The organism is Streptomyces sp. 184 (assembly GCF_045781775.1).
Taxonomy (GTDB): Bacteria; Actinomycetota; Actinomycetes; order Streptomycetales; family Streptomycetaceae; genus Streptomyces.
Genome location: NZ_CP123230.1, coordinates 5676009 through 5692759, shown reverse-complemented (window position 1 = coordinate 5692759; position 16751 = coordinate 5676009). Strand labels below are relative to the sequence as shown.

At 73.9% G+C, this 16751-nt stretch carries 17 protein-coding genes; 8 read left to right on the top strand and 9 right to left on the bottom strand.

What is annotated here, in order from left to right; translation table 11 throughout:
- Positions 1-12: 12 nt before the first annotated feature.
- The 3 genes from QBL21_RS24140 to QBL21_RS24130 all read left to right on the top strand — a co-directional run bounded on the left by QBL21_RS24140 (position 13) and on the right by QBL21_RS24130 (position 2245).
- Positions 13-1008 carry an LLM class oxidoreductase gene (locus QBL21_RS24140; RefSeq protein WP_407564312.1) on the top strand — a complete coding sequence of 332 codons (996 nt, stop codon included), beginning with the start codon at positions 13-15 and terminating at the stop codon, positions 1006-1008.
- Positions 1002-1601, top strand: a complete 600-nt coding sequence (locus QBL21_RS24135) for a flavin reductase family protein (RefSeq protein ID WP_407564311.1) — start codon at positions 1002-1004, stop codon at positions 1599-1601. Before QBL21_RS24140 ends, QBL21_RS24135 begins: the two co-directional genes overlap by 7 nt.
- Positions 1602-1774: 173 nt before the next feature.
- Entirely contained in the window at positions 1775-2245 is a 471-nt protein-coding gene (locus tag QBL21_RS24130; protein ID WP_407566539.1) for a DUF3515 domain-containing protein, read from the top strand.
- Positions 2246-2411: 166 nt separating this feature from the next.
- On the opposite strand, the gene QBL21_RS24125 is transcribed toward QBL21_RS24130, so the two are convergent.
- The 5 genes from QBL21_RS24125 to QBL21_RS24105 form a co-directional block, all read right to left on the bottom strand.
- Positions 2412-2636 carry a DUF397 domain-containing protein gene (locus QBL21_RS24125; RefSeq protein ID WP_407564310.1) on the bottom strand — a complete coding sequence of 75 codons (225 nt, stop codon included), beginning with the start codon at positions 2634-2636 and terminating at the stop codon, positions 2412-2414.
- Positions 2633-3460, bottom strand: coding sequence for a helix-turn-helix transcriptional regulator (locus QBL21_RS24120; protein ID WP_407564309.1), 828 nt, complete (start codon positions 3458-3460; stop codon positions 2633-2635). The genes QBL21_RS24125 and QBL21_RS24120 overlap by 4 nt, the downstream gene beginning before the upstream one ends.
- 242 nt (positions 3461-3702) lie before the next feature.
- Positions 3703-4446, bottom strand: a complete 744-nt coding sequence (locus tag QBL21_RS24115; RefSeq protein WP_407564308.1) for a succinate dehydrogenase/fumarate reductase iron-sulfur subunit — start codon at positions 4444-4446, stop codon at positions 3703-3705.
- Complete coding sequence (locus QBL21_RS24110) at positions 4443-6395, bottom strand: fumarate reductase/succinate dehydrogenase flavoprotein subunit (RefSeq protein WP_407564307.1); 1953 nt, start codon at positions 6393-6395, stop codon at positions 4443-4445. Before QBL21_RS24110 ends, QBL21_RS24115 begins: the two co-directional genes overlap by 4 nt.
- A 2-nt stretch (positions 6396-6397) precedes the next feature.
- The gene (locus QBL21_RS24105; RefSeq protein ID WP_407564306.1) at positions 6398-7153 is read right to left on the bottom strand and encodes a succinate dehydrogenase; all 756 of its coding nucleotides are present in this window, start codon (positions 7151-7153) and stop codon (positions 6398-6400) included.
- Positions 7154-7246: 93 nt separating this feature from the next.
- Between QBL21_RS24105 and QBL21_RS24100 the strand changes: the two genes are divergently transcribed.
- A complete protein-coding gene (locus QBL21_RS24100) occupies positions 7247-8179 on the top strand; it encodes a LysR family transcriptional regulator (RefSeq protein WP_407564305.1) in 933 nt (310 codons plus the stop codon).
- 100 nt (positions 8180-8279) lie between these two features.
- Here QBL21_RS24100 and QBL21_RS24095 read toward each other — a convergent pair whose 3' ends face one another.
- The 3 genes from QBL21_RS24095 to QBL21_RS24085 form a co-directional block, all read right to left on the bottom strand.
- Positions 8280-10130: a glycoside hydrolase family 3 protein gene (locus QBL21_RS24095; RefSeq protein ID WP_407564304.1), complete on the bottom strand. Its 1851-nt coding sequence runs from the start codon at positions 10128-10130 to the stop codon at positions 8280-8282.
- 215 nt (positions 10131-10345) lie between these two features.
- Complete coding sequence (locus tag QBL21_RS24090) at positions 10346-11452, bottom strand: endonuclease/exonuclease/phosphatase family protein (protein WP_407566538.1); 1107 nt, start codon at positions 11450-11452, stop codon at positions 10346-10348.
- A 17-nt stretch (positions 11453-11469) separates the two neighbouring features.
- A complete protein-coding gene (locus tag QBL21_RS24085) occupies positions 11470-12159 on the bottom strand; it encodes a M15 family metallopeptidase (protein ID WP_407564303.1) in 690 nt (229 codons plus the stop codon).
- Between the two features lie 86 nt (positions 12160-12245).
- On the opposite strand from QBL21_RS24085, the gene QBL21_RS24080 reads away from it, so the two are divergent.
- The 4 genes from QBL21_RS24080 to QBL21_RS24065 are packed head-to-tail and all read left to right on the top strand — an operon-like array spanning position 12246 to position 16039.
- Positions 12246-12938 carry a response regulator transcription factor gene (locus QBL21_RS24080; RefSeq protein ID WP_407564302.1) on the top strand — a complete coding sequence of 231 codons (693 nt, stop codon included), beginning with the start codon at positions 12246-12248 and terminating at the stop codon, positions 12936-12938.
- A complete protein-coding gene (locus QBL21_RS24075) occupies positions 12931-14094 on the top strand; it encodes a sensor histidine kinase (protein WP_407564301.1) in 1164 nt (387 codons plus the stop codon). The genes QBL21_RS24080 and QBL21_RS24075 overlap by 8 nt, the downstream gene beginning before the upstream one ends.
- Complete coding sequence (locus tag QBL21_RS24070) at positions 14052-14699, top strand: ArsR/SmtB family transcription factor (RefSeq protein WP_407564300.1); 648 nt, start codon at positions 14052-14054, stop codon at positions 14697-14699. The genes QBL21_RS24075 and QBL21_RS24070 overlap by 43 nt, the downstream gene beginning before the upstream one ends.
- Positions 14700-14716: 17 nt before the next feature.
- On the top strand, positions 14717-16039 hold the full coding sequence (locus tag QBL21_RS24065) for an MFS transporter (RefSeq protein ID WP_407564299.1): 1323 nt from the start codon (positions 14717-14719) through the stop codon (positions 16037-16039).
- Positions 16040-16103: 64 nt separating this feature from the next.
- Here QBL21_RS24065 and QBL21_RS24060 read toward each other — a convergent pair whose 3' ends face one another.
- The gene (locus QBL21_RS24060; protein ID WP_407564298.1) at positions 16104-16736 is read right to left on the bottom strand and encodes a TIGR03085 family metal-binding protein; all 633 of its coding nucleotides are present in this window, start codon (positions 16734-16736) and stop codon (positions 16104-16106) included.
- Positions 16737-16751: the final 15 nt, after the last annotated feature.

The following is a 16751-nucleotide window of genomic DNA, read 5'->3' as shown; positions in this document are numbered from 1 at the left end:
GGACGGTTATCGATGACAGCAGCAGCACCGGCGTCCTCGTGGGTGACCCACCCCGGCTACGGGCGCATGTTCGCCCCCGGCGAGCTGACCGTGGGACTCTTCCTGCCCCTGTGGCCCTACACCGGGGACATGGCGGGACTGCGCGGCCAGACGAAGATCGTCGAGGCGGCCGAGCGTGGGGACTTCGCCGCCGCGTGGGTACGGGACGTACCGCTGGCCGACCCCAACTTCGGCGACGTGGGGCAGGTGTACGACCCGTGGACCGCCCTGACCTGGCTCGCGGCGCACACCTCCCGGATCTCCCTGGCCGCGGGCAGCGTGATCTTCCCGCTGCGCCACCCCATCGACCTCGCCAAGCAGGCGGCCTCCGTGGACCACCTCAGCGGCGGCCGGCTCGTGCTCGGCGTGGCCTCCGGCGACCGCCCGGTGGAGTTCCCGGCCTACGGCCTGGACCACGCCGCGCGCGGCGCCCGCTACCGCGAGGCGGTCGGCTCCTTCCGCGAACTGCTGGGCGACGGCGTCCCGGACGGCGCGGGCGGCGCCCGCCTGCTGCCGAAGCCGGTGCACGGCGGCGTACCGCTGCTGGTCACCGGCTCCTCGCAGCAGTCTCCCGAGTGGATCGCCGAGTACGCGGACGGGTGGCTGGTCTATCCGTCCGCCACGGCCGACCCCGAGGGCCCCCGGCGCCTGGGGCGCAAACTCGCGGACTGGCGGGCCCTGGTCCCCGGCGGGGAGTTCCGCCCGGTCGCGACCAACGAGTGGATCGACCTGGTCGAGGACCCCGGCCACCCGCCCACCCCGCTGCGCGGCGGCTTCGTCCTGCGTACGGGCACGCGCGCTCTCGTCGAACTCCTCGGCCGCTGGCGGGACGCCGGGGTCAACCACGCCGCCCTCGGCGTCCAGCACGGCCGCCGCCCGGCGGCGGAGGCGGTGGCCCAGCTCGCCGAGGAGGTCCTGCCGCACTTCCCCGCCCTGGCGGCCCCGGCGCCGCTCGAACCCGCGTGGTAGTCCCGCTCCGCCCCGCGGACTCCGGCACGCCGGAGTCCGGGGCGGACCCCGGCGCGTACCGCGAGGCGATGCGCCACTGGGCGACGGGGATCGCGGTGGTCACGACGCGGGGTGCGCGGGGCGCGTACGACGCGGGAGGCGCTTGCGACGCCCGCGTCGTTTGCAGCACCCCGGCCGCCCGCGGACCGCACGGGATGACCGCCAACTCGCTGCTGTCGGTCTCGCTGCACCCGCCGACCCTGCTGATCTCGCTCCAGCGCGGCAGCCGCACGCGGGACCTCATCCGGGAGACGTGCGCCTTCACCGTGAACATCCTGGCCGCCGACCAGCGCGCACTGGCCGACCACTTCGCCCGGCGCGACGCCGTCGGCGACGAGTTCGCCGGGGTCGACCACCGGCCTTCGCCGCACGGCGGCGGACCGGAACTGGCCGGGAGCGCGGCGGTCCTGGCGTGCCGTACGACCGGCCACGTCGAGGTCGCCGACCACACGCTGATCATCGCGGAGGTCACCGCGGTCCGCTCCGGGGGGCCGGGGGAGCCGCTGCTCTATCTGGACCGGCGCTACCGCAGACTCGGCGCCGACCCCGGCTAGGGCGGGTGGTGCTGAGTGCCGGCCACCGGCCGAGGGCGGCGCGCGGTTCGCGGGCGAATCGCGCGCCGCTCGTCCGCGACCTGTCGAGCGCCACCATGATTACCCGCGCATCATGCGTCTCCGGCCCCGCCTACGCTTGGCCGGTGATCTGTTCGCGTTTCCGGTCCTTCAGCCTGCCCGTCGTCGCCGTGCTGCTCACCGCCGCCGGCTGTTCCTCAGACGATGACAGCGCCGCAGTGACGCCTCCCAGCCCGCACAAGGCGGTCACGAAGCTCTGCCGGAACCTGGACAAGGCGCTGCCCAAAACGGTGGACGGGCTGGCCCGCCGGGACCCGGCCCCCGCCTCCGCACTGACCGCGGGCTGGGGGAGCCCAGCGGTCATACTGCGCTGCGGTGTCCAGCGTCCGCCGAAGATGACCGACCCCGACGTCCCCCAGGGCAAGGACCCCGATGCGCTGGCCGGCGAGGTGAACGGCGTCGGCTGGCTGATGGAGAAACAGGGCGACGGCGCGCACCGCTTCACCACCGCGAACCGGGCCGGGTACGTCGAGATCCGGGTGCCCGGAGACCGGGACAGCTCCGCCGCCCTGGTCGATCTGGCCGCAGCCGTCAAGAAGACGATCCCCGAAGGAATCGCCGACTAGCAGCGGCTGTCAGACCGCGGTGCGGCTGCCGTCGTGCACGGCCTGCCGCTGCTGCTCGCCGAGGCCGGAGCGTCGGGCAACTGCGTGATGGGGTCGACGCATTCCGACCGGCCCGGGGCCCCGGATCGCGGCCGGCTCCCCGGACCCAAGCCGAATGAAGGCGGGCCTAGCGGGTGGTGGGGAAGGCGCCGGTTTTCACGTCGGCGATGAATGCCGCCCAGGCGTCGGCCGTGAAAGTGAGGGCGGGTCCGTCCGGGTTCTTGGAGTCCCGGACGGGCACGATGCCGGACGCGGCGAAGTCGGGCGCCCACTCGACGCAGTTACCGCCGTCACCGTTGCTGTGACTGGACCTGACCCAGCGGGCGCGGGACAAGTGAGGAGTGGTGCTCATGGGGAAAGCGCCTCCATAGCGGATCGGATCACCGCCGCCGTGTCTCGTGGCGACAGGGCGTAGGCCCTGAGTAGATCGTAGGCCCGTCGTCGCTTGCGAGCGCCTTCGGATGTCTCGATCAAGTGACCGGTCGTGATGCCCTCTTCGTAGGCCACCGGCAGATCGTCGATGGTGAGCAGCGTCAACGACCCGCCCATCAGGCCGTGTTCCCCATGTGCGAAGGGGAGAACCTGCACGACGGTGTTCAGGGTGTCAGCGAGCGGCAGCAACCCGGCGAGCTGGGCGCGCATCACGTCCGGGCCGCCGATCGGGCGTCGGATCACCGCTTCGTCAAGGATCACCGAGAGGTAGGGCGGGGCTGCCGACTTCAGGATCTGTTGGCGGCTCAGGCGCGCCGAGACCTTGTCCTCGATCTCGTCGTCACTCATCTCCGGGTTGGACGCGCGGAAGACCGCGCACGCGTACTCCTCGGTCTGGACCAGGCCGGGAACGATGTGGCCCGAGTACTCCTCGATGATTCGGGCCCGCTCTTCAAGCTGCATTCGGCGCTTGTACTTGTCGGGGTGCACCTCGTGCCGCGCAACGCCGTACAGGCGGCCGAAGTGCCCGTCCGTGCCGAAGCAGGCGTCCAGTTTCTCGCTCAGGTCCGGCGGCGGGACCACTTCCGCCGTCTCGATCCGTGACAGGTGTGCCCTGCTGTACATCACGACGCTGGAGAGGGCTTCCAGCGACATCCCGGCGTTGTTCCGGTACCGGCGGACCTCCGATCCGTACAGGTCGCGGGCGGAACGGTCCGGGTGCAACTCGCGCGGTTTGGCGGGCATGCGTAAACCCCCATGTCCTTCGCCTGGTTGGGGACATCAAGGTGCCCAGAGCTTAGCGCCGGACAGTCACCGTGCGATTACAATTCGTGACACTCTCGGGGGATCGCCGGAGGTCATGGTCGCAGGGCTTGGCCCGCGCCGGTGAAGCCCTCGCCGGCGGCGGGGTGACCGACCGCCCGGGCGGGCATCCCGGCCATCGTCGCCGCCCGTGCCGAGCCGCGGGCTCACCGGACCGTCCGGTGCTACGCCGACTTCCTTGCCGCGCGGAGGAATTCGCGGTTCAGGGACGAGATCGCCTGGAGTGGGATGCCCTTCGGGCAGGCCGTTGCGCACTCGCCGGTGTTGGTGCAGCCGCCGAAGCCCTCGTCGTCCATGCGGCCGACCATGTCCAGTACCCGCGACTCCCGCTCCGGTGCGCCCTGCGGGAGGGCGCTCAGGTGGACGACCTTTGCGGCCGTGAACAGCATCGCCGAGCCGTTGGGGCAGGCCGCCACGCAGGCGCCGCAGCCGATGCACTCCGCGTGTTCGAAGGCGGTTTCCGCCGCCGGCTTGGGGACCGGGGTGGCGTGGGCGTCGGGGGCGCTGCCGGTGGGGGCGGTGATGTAGCCGCCGGCGCCGATGATGCGGTCGAAGGCCGAGCGGTCGACGACCAGGTCCTTCACGACCGGGAACGCCGCCGCCCGCCACGGCTCGACGTCGATGACGTCGCCGTCCGCGAAGGACCGCATGTGCAGTTGGCACGCCGTCGTACGCTCCGGCCCGTGCGCCCGGCCGTTGATGACGACGCCGCACGCGCCGCAGATGCCCTCGCGGCAGTCGTGGTCGAAGGCGACGGGTTCGTCGCCGGCGAGGATCAGCCGCTCGTTGAGGGTGTCCAGCACCTCCAGGAACGACATCTCCGGCGTGACGTCCTCGACCTCGTACGAGACCATCTCGCCCGCTGCGTCGGGGCCCGGCTGCCGCCAGACCCGCAGGGTGACCTTCACTGATAGCTCCGTTGGGTGGGGATGACGTACTCGAACTCCAGGTCCTCGCGGTGCAGGACCGGTGCCTCGCCGGTGGCGGTGAACTCCCAGGCCGCCGCGTACGAGAACTGCTCGTCGTCGCGGGCCGCCTCGCCGTCCGGGGTCTGGCTCTCCTCGCGGAAGTGGCCGCCGCACGACTCGGCGCGGTGCAGCGCGTCGAGGCACATCAGCTCGGCCAGCTCCAGGTAGTCCGCGATGCGGTTGGCCTTCTCCAGCGACTGGTTCAGCTCCGCGCCGCTGCCCGGCACCTTGATGCGGCGCCAGAACTCCTCGCGCAGCGCCGGGATCCGCTCCAGCGCCTTGCGCAGCCCCGTCTCCGTACGGGCCATGCCGCACTCGTCCCACAGCAGCTCGCCCAGCTCGCGGTGGAAGGAGTCGGGGGTGCGGTCGCCGTCGATGGAGAGGAGGAGGTGCAGGCGGTCCTCGGTGTCCGCGACGGCCTCGGCGACCGCCGGGTGGTCGGGGGGGACCTGCTCGGGGCGGTGGCGGGCGAGGAAGTCGCCGATGGTGGCGGGGAGGATGAAGTAGCCGTCGGCCAGGCCCTGCATGAGCGCGGAGGCGCCGAGGCGGTTGGCGCCGTGGTCGGAGAAGTTGGCCTCGCCGATGGCGAAGAGGCCGGGGACGGTGGTCTGGAGGTCGTAGTCGACCCACAGCCCGCCCATCGTGTAGTGGATCGCCGGGTAGATGCGCATGGGCACCTGGTACGGATCCTCCGCGGTGATCCGCTCGTACATCTCGAAGAGGTTGCCGTAGCGCTCCTCGACCGCCGCGCGCCCCAGCCGCCTGATGGCGTCGGCGAAGTCGAGGTAGACGCCCTGGCCGCCGGGGCCGACGCCGCGGCCCTCGTCGCAGACGTTCTTCGCGGCGCGCGAGGCGATGTCGCGGGGCACGAGGTTGCCGAAGGAGGGGTAGAGGCGCTCCAGGTAGTAGTCGCGTTCGTCCTCCGGGATCGCGTCCGGCGGGCGGGTGTCGCCGTGCGCCTTCGGCACCCAGATGCGGCCGTCGTTGCGCAGCGACTCGCTCATCAGCGTCAGCTTCGACTGGTGCTCGCCGGAGCGCGGGATGCAGGTGGGGTGGATCTGGGTGAAGCAGGGGTTGGCGAAGTACGCGCCGCGGCGGTGGGCCCGCCAGACGGCGGTGGCGTTGGAGTTCTTGGCGTTGGTGGAGAGGTAGAAGACGTTGCCGTAGCCGCCGGTGGCGAGCACGACGGCGTCGGCGAGGTGGGTCTCGATCCGGCCGGTGACCAGGTCGCGGGCGACGATGCCGCGGGCCCGGCCGTCGACGACGACCAGGTCGAGCATCTCCGTGCGGGCGTGCATCTCCACGTTGCCGGCCTCGATCTGCCGGGAGAGCGCCTGGTACGCGCCGAGGAGGAGCTGCTGTCCGGTCTGCCCGCGGGCGTAGAAGGTGCGCGAGACCTGGACGCCGCCGAAGGAGCGGGTGTCGAGCAGGCCGCCGTACTCGCGGGCGAAGGGCACGCCCTGCGCGACGCACTGGTCGATGATCTCGACGGAGACCTGGGCGAGGCGGCGCACGTTGGACTCGCGGGCGCGGAAGTCGCCGCCCTTGACGGTGTCGTAGAAGAGCCGGTGTACGGAGTCGCCGTCGTTGCGGTAGTTCTTGGCGGCGTTGATGCCGCCCTGGGCGGCGATGGAGTGGGCGCGGCGCGGGGAGTCCTGGTAGCAGAACTGGACGACGTGGTAGCCCTGTTCGGCGAGCGTGGCGCCGGCCGCGCCGCCGGCGAGGCCCGTACCCACGACGATGACCTTGTAGCGGCGGCGGTTGGCGGGGTTGACCAGCCGGGCGGTGAAGCGGCGGCGGTCCCAGCGCTCGGCGATGTCGCCGGGCGGGGCCGCGGTGTCGGCGACGGGCTCGCCCTCGGTGTAGTGCGCGTATGTCGTCGGGGACATCTTCAGTTCACGACTCCCGTCATGACGGCCACGGGGATGGAGATGAAGCCGCAGGTCAGCACCAGCGCAAGGGTGTTGGTGACGGCTTTGAGGGCCCGCTCGCGGGCCGGGGTCGCGGCGCCGAGGGTCTGCACGGCGCTCCAGAAGCCGTGCCGCAGGTGCAGGCCCAGGGCGAGCATGGCGGTGATGTAGATGACGTTGCCGTACCAGGTGGAGAAGGTGGCCACGGTGTTCTCGTACGGGTGGCCGCTCTGGGCGTTCTCGTTCACGGTCAGCGTCGTCAGGTCGAGGATGTGCCAGACGACGAAGAGCCCGAGGATCACCCCGCCCCAGCGCATGGTGCGGGTGGCGTAGCTGGCGCGGCGGCGCTTGTGGACGTACGCGACCGGGCGGGCGGCGATGTCACGGCGGCTGAGCTGGTACGCGGCCACGCCGTGCAGCACGACGGCGACGACCAGCACGACGCGGAGCATCCACAGGGCCCACTCGTAGTGCAGGACCGGGCCGCCGAGGGTGCGCAGCCAGTGGCCGTAGTCGTTGAACTCCTCCGCGCCGAAGAAGATCTTGATGTTGCCGACCAGGTGGGCCACGAGGTAGCCGAGCATGATCAGGCCGGTGACGGCCAGCACCGTCTTCTTGCCGACGGTGGAGCGCCACAGCAGCGCGGGGAGCGACGGCGGGTAGGCCCGCGGGCGGGCCGGGTCCGGGGCGGGCTTGCCGGCGGTGGGCTTGGACGCCGACTTCGTGGTCAGGGCCATGACTGCGACGGTAGAGAGGCAGGGCGGCATCCGTCCAAGACATGAATTCGCTGCTTTCGATAGGCGCTGGCTATCGAGAGCTACGCTGGATCCATGCACCTCCAGCAGCTTCGCTACTTCGCCGCCGTCGCCGAGACCCGCCACTTCACCCGGGCCGCGGAGCGCGAGCACGTGGCGCAGCCGTCGCTGTCGCAGTCCGTACGCGCGCTGGAACGGGAGCTGGGCGCCGAGCTGTTCCACCGGGCCCGCGGCCACATCACGCTCACCGACGCCGGTGAGGCGCTGCTGCCGCTGGCGCGGCGGATCCTCGCCGACACCGAGACGGCGCGGCGGGAGGTCCAGGAGGTCGTGCACCTGCGGCGGGGGCGGGTGCGGCTGGGGGCCACGCCGAGCCTGTGCGCGAGCCTGGTGCCGGACGCGCTGCGCGCGTTCCACGGCCGCTACCCGGGCATCGAGCTGCACGTCCACGAGGACGGCTCGCAGGACCTCGTACGGACGCTGGCGGCCGGCGAGCTGGACCTCGCGCTGGTGATCACGCCCCTGGCGGGGCAGGCGCCCGCGCTGACGACGACGGAGCTGCTGCGCGAGGAGCTGGTCGTGGTCTCGTCGCCGGACGCGCCGCCGGTCACGGGGGCCGGCGGTGCGGGCCGGGGGATCCGGATCGCCGATCTGCGGGGACGCCCGCTGGCGATGTTCCGGCACGGGTACGACCTGCGGGAGCTGACGGTCGCGGCGTGCCGGGAGGCGGGCTTCGAGCCGGAGTTCGGCGTGGAGGGCGGGGAGATGGACGCGGTGCTGGGGTTCGTGCGGGCGGGGCTCGGGGTGGCGGTGGTGCCGAGCATGGTCGCGGAGCGCTCGGGGCTGCGGACGACGGCGTTCGCGGCGCCGGGGCTGCACCGGACGATCTCCGTGGCGCACCGGGGCGACGTGTCGCCGCCCCGGGCGGCGCGGGAGCTGCGCCGGCTGCTGATCAGCGCGGTGGGCGCGGGAGCCGGTGGCGGCGCGGCCGTGCCGCCGGGCGGCTGAGCGGGGGGCGGGGGAGGGTCCCTGACGGACCGGGCGCCCCTTCCCGTACGCGTACGCCCGTAGGGCACCCCCGCCGCGCCTGCGGTCCGAGGCGGGGGCCTCAGTACTCCAGACCGTGCCCCAGCGGGTACAGGTCCGTGCCCGTCGCCCCCGGTTCCGGGATCGCCACCGGCAGCCGACCCGTCGGGCGCAGGTCGCCGTAGAGCGCGTCGACCGCCCGGGTCAGCACCCCCGCCCCCGTGCCGTACGTGCACAGGTACGCCGGCGCCTCCGGGAACCGCCGCACGTCGTACGGGTTCCGCACCGCCACCACCGCGACCGGCGTCCCCGACGCCAGCAGTGCCCGCACCAGCGCCGCCTGCGCCGCGCCCCGCTCCGCCACCGGCTCCGCGCCGGCCGCGGCGTTGGTGCCGACCAGCACCAGGTCGTGGGCCCGAGCCGCGGCCACCGCCGCGTCGATCACCGCCTGCGACGGCGTGCCGCCGGTGGCCAGCACCGTCGCCGTCTGCCCGCTGCGCGCCGCGACGGCCTGCGCCAGCCGGTCCAGCGCCGGCGCCGACGACGTCTGCCACCCGGCGACCAGCACCCGCCGCGCCCCGGCGGCCAGCGGCAGCAGCCCGGCGTCGTTCTTCACCAGCGTCACCGCCCGTCCGGTGAGCGCCCGCGCGTCCGCGACGTGCGCCTCGTTCCCGACGATCCGCTCCGCCCGGCGCTCGTCGACGAACGGGCCGAAGAACAGCCCTTCCTCGATCTTGCGCGCCAGGATGCGCACCACCGACTCCTCCAGCCGCCGCGCGCCGATCTCCCCGCCGCGTACGGCCGCGAGCATCGCCTCGTACGCGACGTCCATCTGCGGCGACAGCACCAGCATGTCCGCGCCCGCCGTGAACGCCGCCACCGGCGCCCGGTCCGGCGGGTACTGGCCCGTGGCGCCGCCCATGTCCAGCGCGTCGGTGACGATCAGGCCGTCGAAGCCCAGCTCCTCGCGGAGCAGCCCGGTCAGGATCCGGTGCGACATGGTCGCGGGCACGCCGTCGTCGAGCGCCGGGACGAGGATGTGCGCGGTCATCACCGTGTCCAGGCCCGCGGCGATCGCGGCCCGGAACGGCGGCAGGTCCAGCTCGTGGATCTGCTCCAGGGTGTGCTCGATGCGCGGCAGCAGGAAGTGGCTGTCCTGGCCGGTGTCGCCGTGGCCGGGGAAGTGCTTGGCGGCGGAGGCGACGCCGCCGCGCCGCTGGCCGCGTACGGCGGCGGCGACCATGCGCGAGACCTGCCGCGGGTCGGCGCCGTAGGAGCGCAGGCCGATGACGGGGTTGTCGGGGTTGACGTTGACGTCGGCGACGGGCGCGTAGTTCTGGTTGATGCCCAGCGCCGCCAGCTCCCGCCCGGTGATCTCGGCGGCGCGCATGGCGTCGGCGGTGGAGTAGGTGGCGCCCAGCGCCATGCTGCCGGGCAGTTCGGTGGCCGGCGGGGTGGGCAGCCGCTGGACGAGGCCGCTCTCCTGGTCGGTGGAGATGATCAGCGGGATGCCGCGGCGGTGCGCGAGCGAGGCGCGCTGGAGGCCGTTGGAGAGCCGGGCGATCTGGCGGGAGTCGCGGAGGTTGTCGTCGTTGCGGGCGCTGAAGTAGATGACGGCGCCGGGGCGGTACTTGCGTACGACGTCGGCGGGGGTGCGGACGCCGTAGCGCCGCTCGTTGACGGCGGCCGCGGCGTCGGTCACCTCGTCCGCGTCCTGGCCGGCGACCTCGACCACGAAGAGCTGGCCGACCTTCTCCTCCAGTGTCATCCGGCGGGCCAGCGCCCGGGCCAGCAGCCGGGCGTACGAACCGGAGCCGGCCCCGCCGCCGGAGCGGGCCGCGGCGGGGCCGGCGGCGGACGCGCCGGCGCCGAGCGCCGCCGCGGTGCCGAGGAGACCGGTGACTGCCTGTCTGCGCGTGGTGGTTGACCGCATGTGAGAACACTCCTCAGCGCATCGGGTGTGCTGCATGGGCATCGGTGGCCGGCCGACGGGGCTGCTCCCCCATGGAGGGCCGCCGAGGAGAAACTCGGCCGCGGAGTCTGGCAACGGCACAGGGGCACGTCAATACTTCTGCACGTGCAGTGCCAGATTCCTGTCACATCCCCCAAAACCGGGTTATCCGGTGCACGGTGCTCCGCACAGGGCGTTCACCAGGCCAGACCGGCCGCCACCGGCAGATGGTCGCTGTCCGTGGCCGGCAGCAGCCACGCGCTCCTCGGCTCCACGCCGCGCACCAGGATCTGGTCGATCCGCGCCACCGGGAAGCCCGCCGGCCAGGTGAAGCCGAAGCCGTTGCCCGCCTCCTCCTGGACCGAGCGCACCTGGCCGGTGAGGCCGTCGAACGCGCGGTCGTCCACGGTGCCGTTGAGGTCGCCGAGCACCACCACCCGCTCGTTCGGCTCGGCGGCGACCGCCGCGGCGAGGGCCTGCGCGCCGCCGTCGCGCTGGGCCGTCGACATGCCCGCCCGGGGGTTCACGCGCACGGACCCCAGGTGGGCCACGTACACCGCCAGCGGCCCGCGCTCGGTGGCCACCGTGGCCCGCAGCGCGCGGGGCGGCTGCATCATGACGTCGACCGGCCGGGTGTCCGACAGCGGCAGCCTGCTCCACAGCCCGACCGTGCCGCGCACGGTGTGGTACGGGTACGTCTTCGCCAACTCCGCCTCGTACAGCGGCTTCGCCGCCGGGGTGATCTCCTGGAGCGCCAGCAGGTCCGCGCCGGAGGCGGCCAGGTCGCGGGCGGTGCCGGCCGGGTCGGGGTTGGCGGCGCCGACGTTGTGGCCGGCCACCGTGAGGTCGCTGCCCGGCCGGGACTTGTCCGTGAGCAGCCCCCCGAAGAGGCTCAGCCACACCGTGACCGGCAGCACCAGCGCGACCGCGGCGGCGGCGGAGCGGCGCCACAGTGCCCCGGCGAGCAGCGGGAGGACGAACAGGCCGAACCACGGCAGGAAGGTCTCCACCAGGCTGCCGGCGTTCTTGGCGCCGCCGGGGATCCGCGCGTGCAGCGCCATCAGCAGGCCGAGCAGCAGCGCCAGCGCCGCGAACACCGGGCCCCGCCGCCAGGGGTCCGGCCGGCGCAGCGCGCGGGCCGCCCGGCGCAGGACCGCGGGCGGGGTGCGCCGCCGCCGGGTGCGGAGGGTGTCCGCCGAGCCGGCGGTCTCGCCGGAGGCCGCGGCGCCTGCGGTGGCCGGGGTGCCTGCGGTGGCTGCGGCGCCTGTGGTGGCGGGGGTGTCTGCCGTGTCCGGCCGCCTCATCGTGGGAACTCGCTCACTCAACTCTGCATCCTCGGGTCCTGGGTCGGGTCTGCGTACATGGGCGGGCAGCGGCTGCCGACCGCGTCGGCGCGCAGCTCGTAGTGCCAGGGCTCGTTCCGGTAGACCGGGCACAGCCCGTAGGCGGCGCCGTGCTCGAAGAGCCACGTCTGCGCGTCGGACTCCCCGATGTCGACCGCGTCGCCCGACACGTGCGGCGACGTCTCCGGGGTGGCCACCCACCGGGCGGCCTCTTCTTCCGAGCCGTATTTCCCGATCGCCTCGCGCAGGAGCTGTTCCTGGTACGCGGGAGAACGCCAGCCGCTATTGACCCGGAAATCGACTCCGTAGGCCGAGGCCTCCGTCGCCGCTTCGCGCAGCGCCGTCAGTAAACCGGCGTCGAGTTCGGCCACGGCCGCAATCCCGTCGTCGAAAACGGTCGTGCCGTCGGGGACGACACCGTCGCCCTCGTCGACCGGGCCGACGCGCTCGCGCTCCGGGGGCGCGGCGTCCTCGGCGCCCGAGGCGCCCGGTGACGCCGGGGAATCCGAGGCCGGCGAGGTGGCCGGGGCGGCGGAGCCGGCCGGTGACTGCATCGACCGGTAGCCGAGCGGCGCGACGACCGCCACCAGGAGAGCGATCAGGCCGATGCCCAGAAGGCTGCGAATCCGGAGGGTTCTTCGGCGCGCCGATCGTCGGGTTCGAGTCATTCCGCCAGTCAAGGCAGCGGGGCGTTGCCGGTGCGTATGCCGTTTTCTATACGCGGACGATATGCACGCGCTCGTAGCATCGACGCATGCGCGTGCTGATAGTCGAGGACGAGCCCTTTATGGCGGAGGCCATCCGCGACGGCCTCCGGCTGGAGGCGATCGCGGGTGACATCGCGGGCGACGGCGACACCGCCCTGGAACTGCTGGGCGTCAACACGTACGACATCGCCGTCCTGGACCGCGACGTTCCCGGCCCCTCCGGCGACGAGATCGCCCAGCGCATCGTCGCCTCCGGCAGCGGGATGCCGATCCTGATGCTCACCGCGGCCGACCGGCTCGACGACAAGGAGACCGGCTTCGGGCTCGGCGCCGACGACTACCTCACCAAGCCCTTCGACATCCGCGAACTGGCGCTGCGCCTGCGCGCCCTCGACCGCCGGCGGGCGCACGTCCGGCCGCCCGTGCGGGAGATCGCGGGGCTGCGGCTCGACCCGTTCCGCCGCGAGGTCTACCGGGACGGCCGGTACGTGGCGCTGACCCGGAAGCAGTTCGCCGTCCTCGACGTCCTGGTCGCCGCGGAAGGCGGGGTGATCAGCGCGGAGGAGCTGCTGGAACGCGCCTGGGACGCCAACGCCGACCCGTTCACCAACGCCGTACGCATCACGGTCTCGGCGCTCCGCAAGCGGCTCGGCGAGCCCTGGCTGATCGCCACGGTACCCGGCGTCGGCTACCGCATCGACACGGCGTCCGCCGGTGACGAGGGAGAGCCCCGTGCCTAGGCGCCCCGGACTGAGCGTCCGGATGAAGCTCACCCTCAGCTACGCGGGATTCCTCATGCTGGCAGGTGCCCTGCTGCTCGCCGCCATGGGTGTGTTCCTCCTGCGGGAGGGGTGGTTGCGGACCAACGACGAGGGGGCGTGGAGAGCGTCTCCGGGTACCGCCTTCGTGCGCGGTTTCGCCCCGACGGCGGCCGCGGTCATGCTGTTCCTCCTGGTGTTCGGCCTCCTCGGGGGGTGGTTCCTCGCCGGCCGCATGCTCGCCCCGCTGACCCGCATCACGGACGCCACCCGCAAGGCCACCAGCGGATCGCTCTCCCACCGGATCCGGCTGCCGGGCCGCGGCGACGAGTTCCGCGAGCTGGCCGACGACTTCGACGCGATGCTCGCCCGGCTGGAGGCGCACGTCGCGGAGCAGCAGAGGTTCGCCGCCAACGCCTCGCACGAGCTGCGCACCCCGCTCGCCATCTCCAAGACGCTCCTGGACGTGGCCCGCACCGATCCGCACCAGGACACCGCCGAACTCCTCGCCCGCCTGCGCACCGTCAACACCCGGGCCATCGACCTCACCGAGGCGCTGCTCCTGCTCAGCCGTGCCGGCCAGCGGTCCTTCACCCCCGAGCACGTCGACCTGTCCCTGCTGGCGGAAGAGGCCGCGGAGACGCTGCTCCCGCTTGCGGAACAGCACGGCGTCACGCTGGAGACCGGCGGCGACATCACCCCCGCGAGCGGATCGCCGGCGCTGCTCCTCCAGCTCACCACCAACCTCGTCCACAACGCGATCGTCCACAACCTGCCCGCCGGCGGCGCCGTGCGGGTCACCACCGGCGTCCGCCCCACGACCGTCGCGCTCACCGTCGAGAACACCGGCGAGCGGATCGACCCCCGGCTGGCCGCCATGCTCACCGAGCCCTTCCAGCGCGGCACCGAGCGCATCCGCAGCGACCACGCGGGCGTCGGCCTGGGCCTGGCCATCGTCAAGACGCTCACCGAGGCGCACCACGGCAGGCTCACCCTCACCCCGCGCCCGGCCGGCGGGCTGCGCGTCACCGTGGAGCTGCCGGGGGTTGCGAAAGAAGTATTGCGCAATACTTCTTTCGTATCTACGGTGCCGGCATGGGGCGAGAACCGGAGCGGATCACCGAGCTGGAGCAACTGAAGGCGTTCACCCACCCGCTGCGCATCGAGCTGTACCGGCTGCTCATGGCGGCCCGTACCGCCACCGCGTCGCACCTGGCCGAGCAGGCCGACGAGGCGGTGTCGCTGGTCAGCTACCACCTGCGCAAGCTCGCCGGGCACGGCTTCATCGAGGAGGCGGATGAGCAGGGCAGGGACGGGCGGGAGCGCTGGTGGCGGGTCTCGCAGGAGCGGTCGTTCACCTTCCGGGCCGCGGACTTCGACGACACCCCGGAGGGCACGGCGGCGCTGACGGGCGTCACCCGCGAGCTGCTGGCGACCCGGACGCGCACGTACCTCAACTACCTGGACCAGCAGGCCGGGTGGGGGCGGGAGTGGACGCGGGCGGCGTTCAGCTCGGAGTACACCCTGCGGCTGACGGCGGACGAACTCCAGGAGCTGGCGGAGGAGATGGGCGCGCTGTCGCGGCGGTGGCGCGAGCGGAGTGAGGCGGCGCAGGCGGCCGAGTCGGCGGAGGCGGCCGAGTCGGCGGAGGCGGCCGAGCAGGCGGGTGCGGAGAACGACGGCGCCCGCTCCGGGCGCGAGACCGTCGCCCTGCACTTCTACGGCTTCCCCTTCCGCCCCTGAGCCCCGGGCCCGCGCGCATGCCCGCCGCCGAGCGCCCGCCGCCCGCCCACCGCGACCCCGGCGTCCTGCGGTGGCTCCTCGCGTACGCCCTCTCCGTGCTCGGCGACGGCGTGTTCTTCCTCGCCCTCGGCTGGGCCGCGCAGCGGGTCGCGGGCCCCGCGGAGACCGGGGTGGTGATGGCCGTCGGCTCGGTCCCGCGTGCGGTGCTGCTGCTCGGCGGGGGAGTGGTCGCCGACCGCTTCGGGCCGCGCCGGGTCGTCATCGGCGCCGACGCGGCGCGCTGCGTCCTCATCCTGGGCGCCGCCGCGGCCGTGGGGATCGCCGCGCCCGGACTGTGGCTGCTGGTCGCCGTGGCGCTGGCGTTCGGCGTGGTCGACGCGCTGTTCCTGCCCGCGGTCGGCGCGCTGCCGGCGCGGATCGCGCCGCCGGAGGAGCTGGGCCGTATCGCCGGGCTGCGGGCGCTGGCCCTGCGCCTCGGCGGTGCCGCGGCGGCGCCGGTCGGCGGGTACGCCCTGGTGCTGGGCGGTCCGGCGGCGGCGTTCGCGGCGGCGGGGCTGCTGTTCGCCGCCTCGGTGCCGCTGCTGCTGACGCTGCGCGTACGCCCCCTGCCCGACCCGTCCGCGAGGGCCGCGCCGCGGCAGCCGGAGGGCGCCGGGCGGGAGGTGCGCGAGGGGCTGCGCTACGTGCGCGGCCACCGGCTGATCGGGCCGCTCGTGCTGTCCGGCGCCCTCTGCGAGTTGGGCCTGAACGGCCCGCTCAACGTCGGCCTCGTCCTGCTCGCCGCCGAACGCGGCTGGGGCGCCGGAGGACTCGGCCGGCTCGTCGGCGCCTTCGGCCTCGGCGCCGGGGCCGGCGCGCTGCTCCTCGCCGTCGCGGGCCGGCTGCCGCGCCCCGGACTGGTCCACGTCGCCACGCTCGTCGCCTCCGGCGCCGCGCTCGGCTGCGTGGCGCTGGCGCCCTCCCACGGGCTCGCGGTCGCCGCCTGCGCACTCGGCGGCCTCGCCGGCGGCGTCTGCGGGGGACTGGCGTTCGCGCTGATCCAGACGTCCGCCGCGCCCGCCTACCTCGGCCGGGTCACCGCCGCCACCAGCCTGACCGGCCTGGGCCTGGCGCCGCTGTGCTACCCGGTCGTGGGCGCGGCCGTCGGCGCCTGGGGCAGCGCGCCGGTCTTCCTGGCCTGCGGCGCGTTCAGTTGCCTGGGTGCCGTCGTCTGCCTCGCCGCGCCCGCCGTACGCCGGGCCGAACTGCCCCGCGCCCGCCGCCCACAACGAAGCCGCGGCGCCGGTACGGGCCCGCTGCCCGACTCGCTGCCGGACCCGCCGCCCGCCCCGGCCCCGTAGCGGAACGGGGGCTGCCGCCCCGCGCGACCAGGGCCGCCCCGCGGCAACTCGCCGCGGCGCGGCGTCAGATGCCGAGCGGCGCCGTCCGCGCCTGCGCCACGGCGTCGTCGTCGCCCTCCAGCTCCACCTTCGCCGCGTCCTGCCGTCCGGTGGCGAACAGCAGCAGCTCCGCCGGCTCCCCGGTCACCGTGACCACCGGTCCGCCCCGGCGGGCCACCGCCGTCTGCCCGTCGGGGCGGCGCAGCACCAGCCCCACGGGCGACTTGCGGCCCATCATCCGGGCGCCGCGCTCCAGCCGCTGCCACAGCGTGTCGGAGAAGACGGCGTCCAGCTCGCGCGGCGTATAGCCGGGCCGGGCGCGGCGGACGTCCTCGGCGTGGACGTAGAACTCCACGACGTTCGCGGCCTCGTCGACCTGCTTCAGCGCGAACGGCGAGAACCGCGGCGGCCCGCTGCGGAGGAGCTGCACCAGCTCCTCGTAGGGCCTGCGCCGGAACTCCGCCTGCACGCGCTCCAGCCGGTTCTGGAGGGGCTTGAAGAGGATGCCGCCCGCCGCGTCCTGCCGGCGCTCGCGCACCACCACGTGCGCGGCCAGGTCGTACGTCGTCCAGCCCGCGCACAGCGTCGGCGCCTCGGGCCCGGCACTCTCCAGCAGATCGGCGAGGAGCAGCCGTTCCCGTTTCGCATGGGTCGTCATGCGGCCACCCTACGG

Bases quoted from the DNA above. Each gene is read 5' to 3' on its own strand.
- QBL21_RS24140 (WP_407564312.1), top strand. From the start codon at position 13: ATGACAGCAGCAGCACCGGCGTCCTCGTGGGTGACCCACCCCGGCTAC.
- QBL21_RS24125 (WP_407564310.1), bottom strand. From the start codon at position 2,636: ATGAGCACCACTCCTCACTTGTCCCGCGCCCGCTGGGTCAGGTCCAGT.
- QBL21_RS24120 (WP_407564309.1), bottom strand. From the start codon at position 3,460: ATGCCCGCCAAACCGCGCGAGTTGCACCCGGACCGTTCCGCCCGCGAC.
- QBL21_RS24110 (WP_407564307.1), bottom strand. From the start codon at position 6,395: ATGTCCCCGACGACATACGCGCACTACACCGAGGGCGAGCCCGTCGCC.
- QBL21_RS24105 (WP_407564306.1), bottom strand. From the start codon at position 7,153: ATGGCCCTGACCACGAAGTCGGCGTCCAAGCCCACCGCCGGCAAGCCC.
- QBL21_RS24100 (WP_407564305.1), top strand. From the start codon at position 7,247: ATGCACCTCCAGCAGCTTCGCTACTTCGCCGCCGTCGCCGAGACCCGC.
- QBL21_RS24095 (WP_407564304.1), bottom strand. From the start codon at position 10,130: ATGCGGTCAACCACCACGCGCAGACAGGCAGTCACCGGTCTCCTCGGC.
- QBL21_RS24090 (WP_407566538.1), bottom strand. From the start codon at position 11,452: ATGAGGCGGCCGGACACGGCAGACACCCCCGCCACCACAGGCGCCGCA.
- QBL21_RS24085 (WP_407564303.1), bottom strand. From the start codon at position 12,159: ATGACTCGAACCCGACGATCGGCGCGCCGAAGAACCCTCCGGATTCGC.
- QBL21_RS24080 (WP_407564302.1), top strand. From the start codon at position 12,246: ATGCGCGTGCTGATAGTCGAGGACGAGCCCTTTATGGCGGAGGCCATC.
- QBL21_RS24070 (WP_407564300.1), top strand. From the start codon at position 14,052: ATGGGGCGAGAACCGGAGCGGATCACCGAGCTGGAGCAACTGAAGGCG.
- QBL21_RS24065 (WP_407564299.1), top strand. From the start codon at position 14,717: ATGCCCGCCGCCGAGCGCCCGCCGCCCGCCCACCGCGACCCCGGCGTC.
- QBL21_RS24060 (WP_407564298.1), bottom strand. From the start codon at position 16,736: ATGACGACCCATGCGAAACGGGAACGGCTGCTCCTCGCCGATCTGCTG.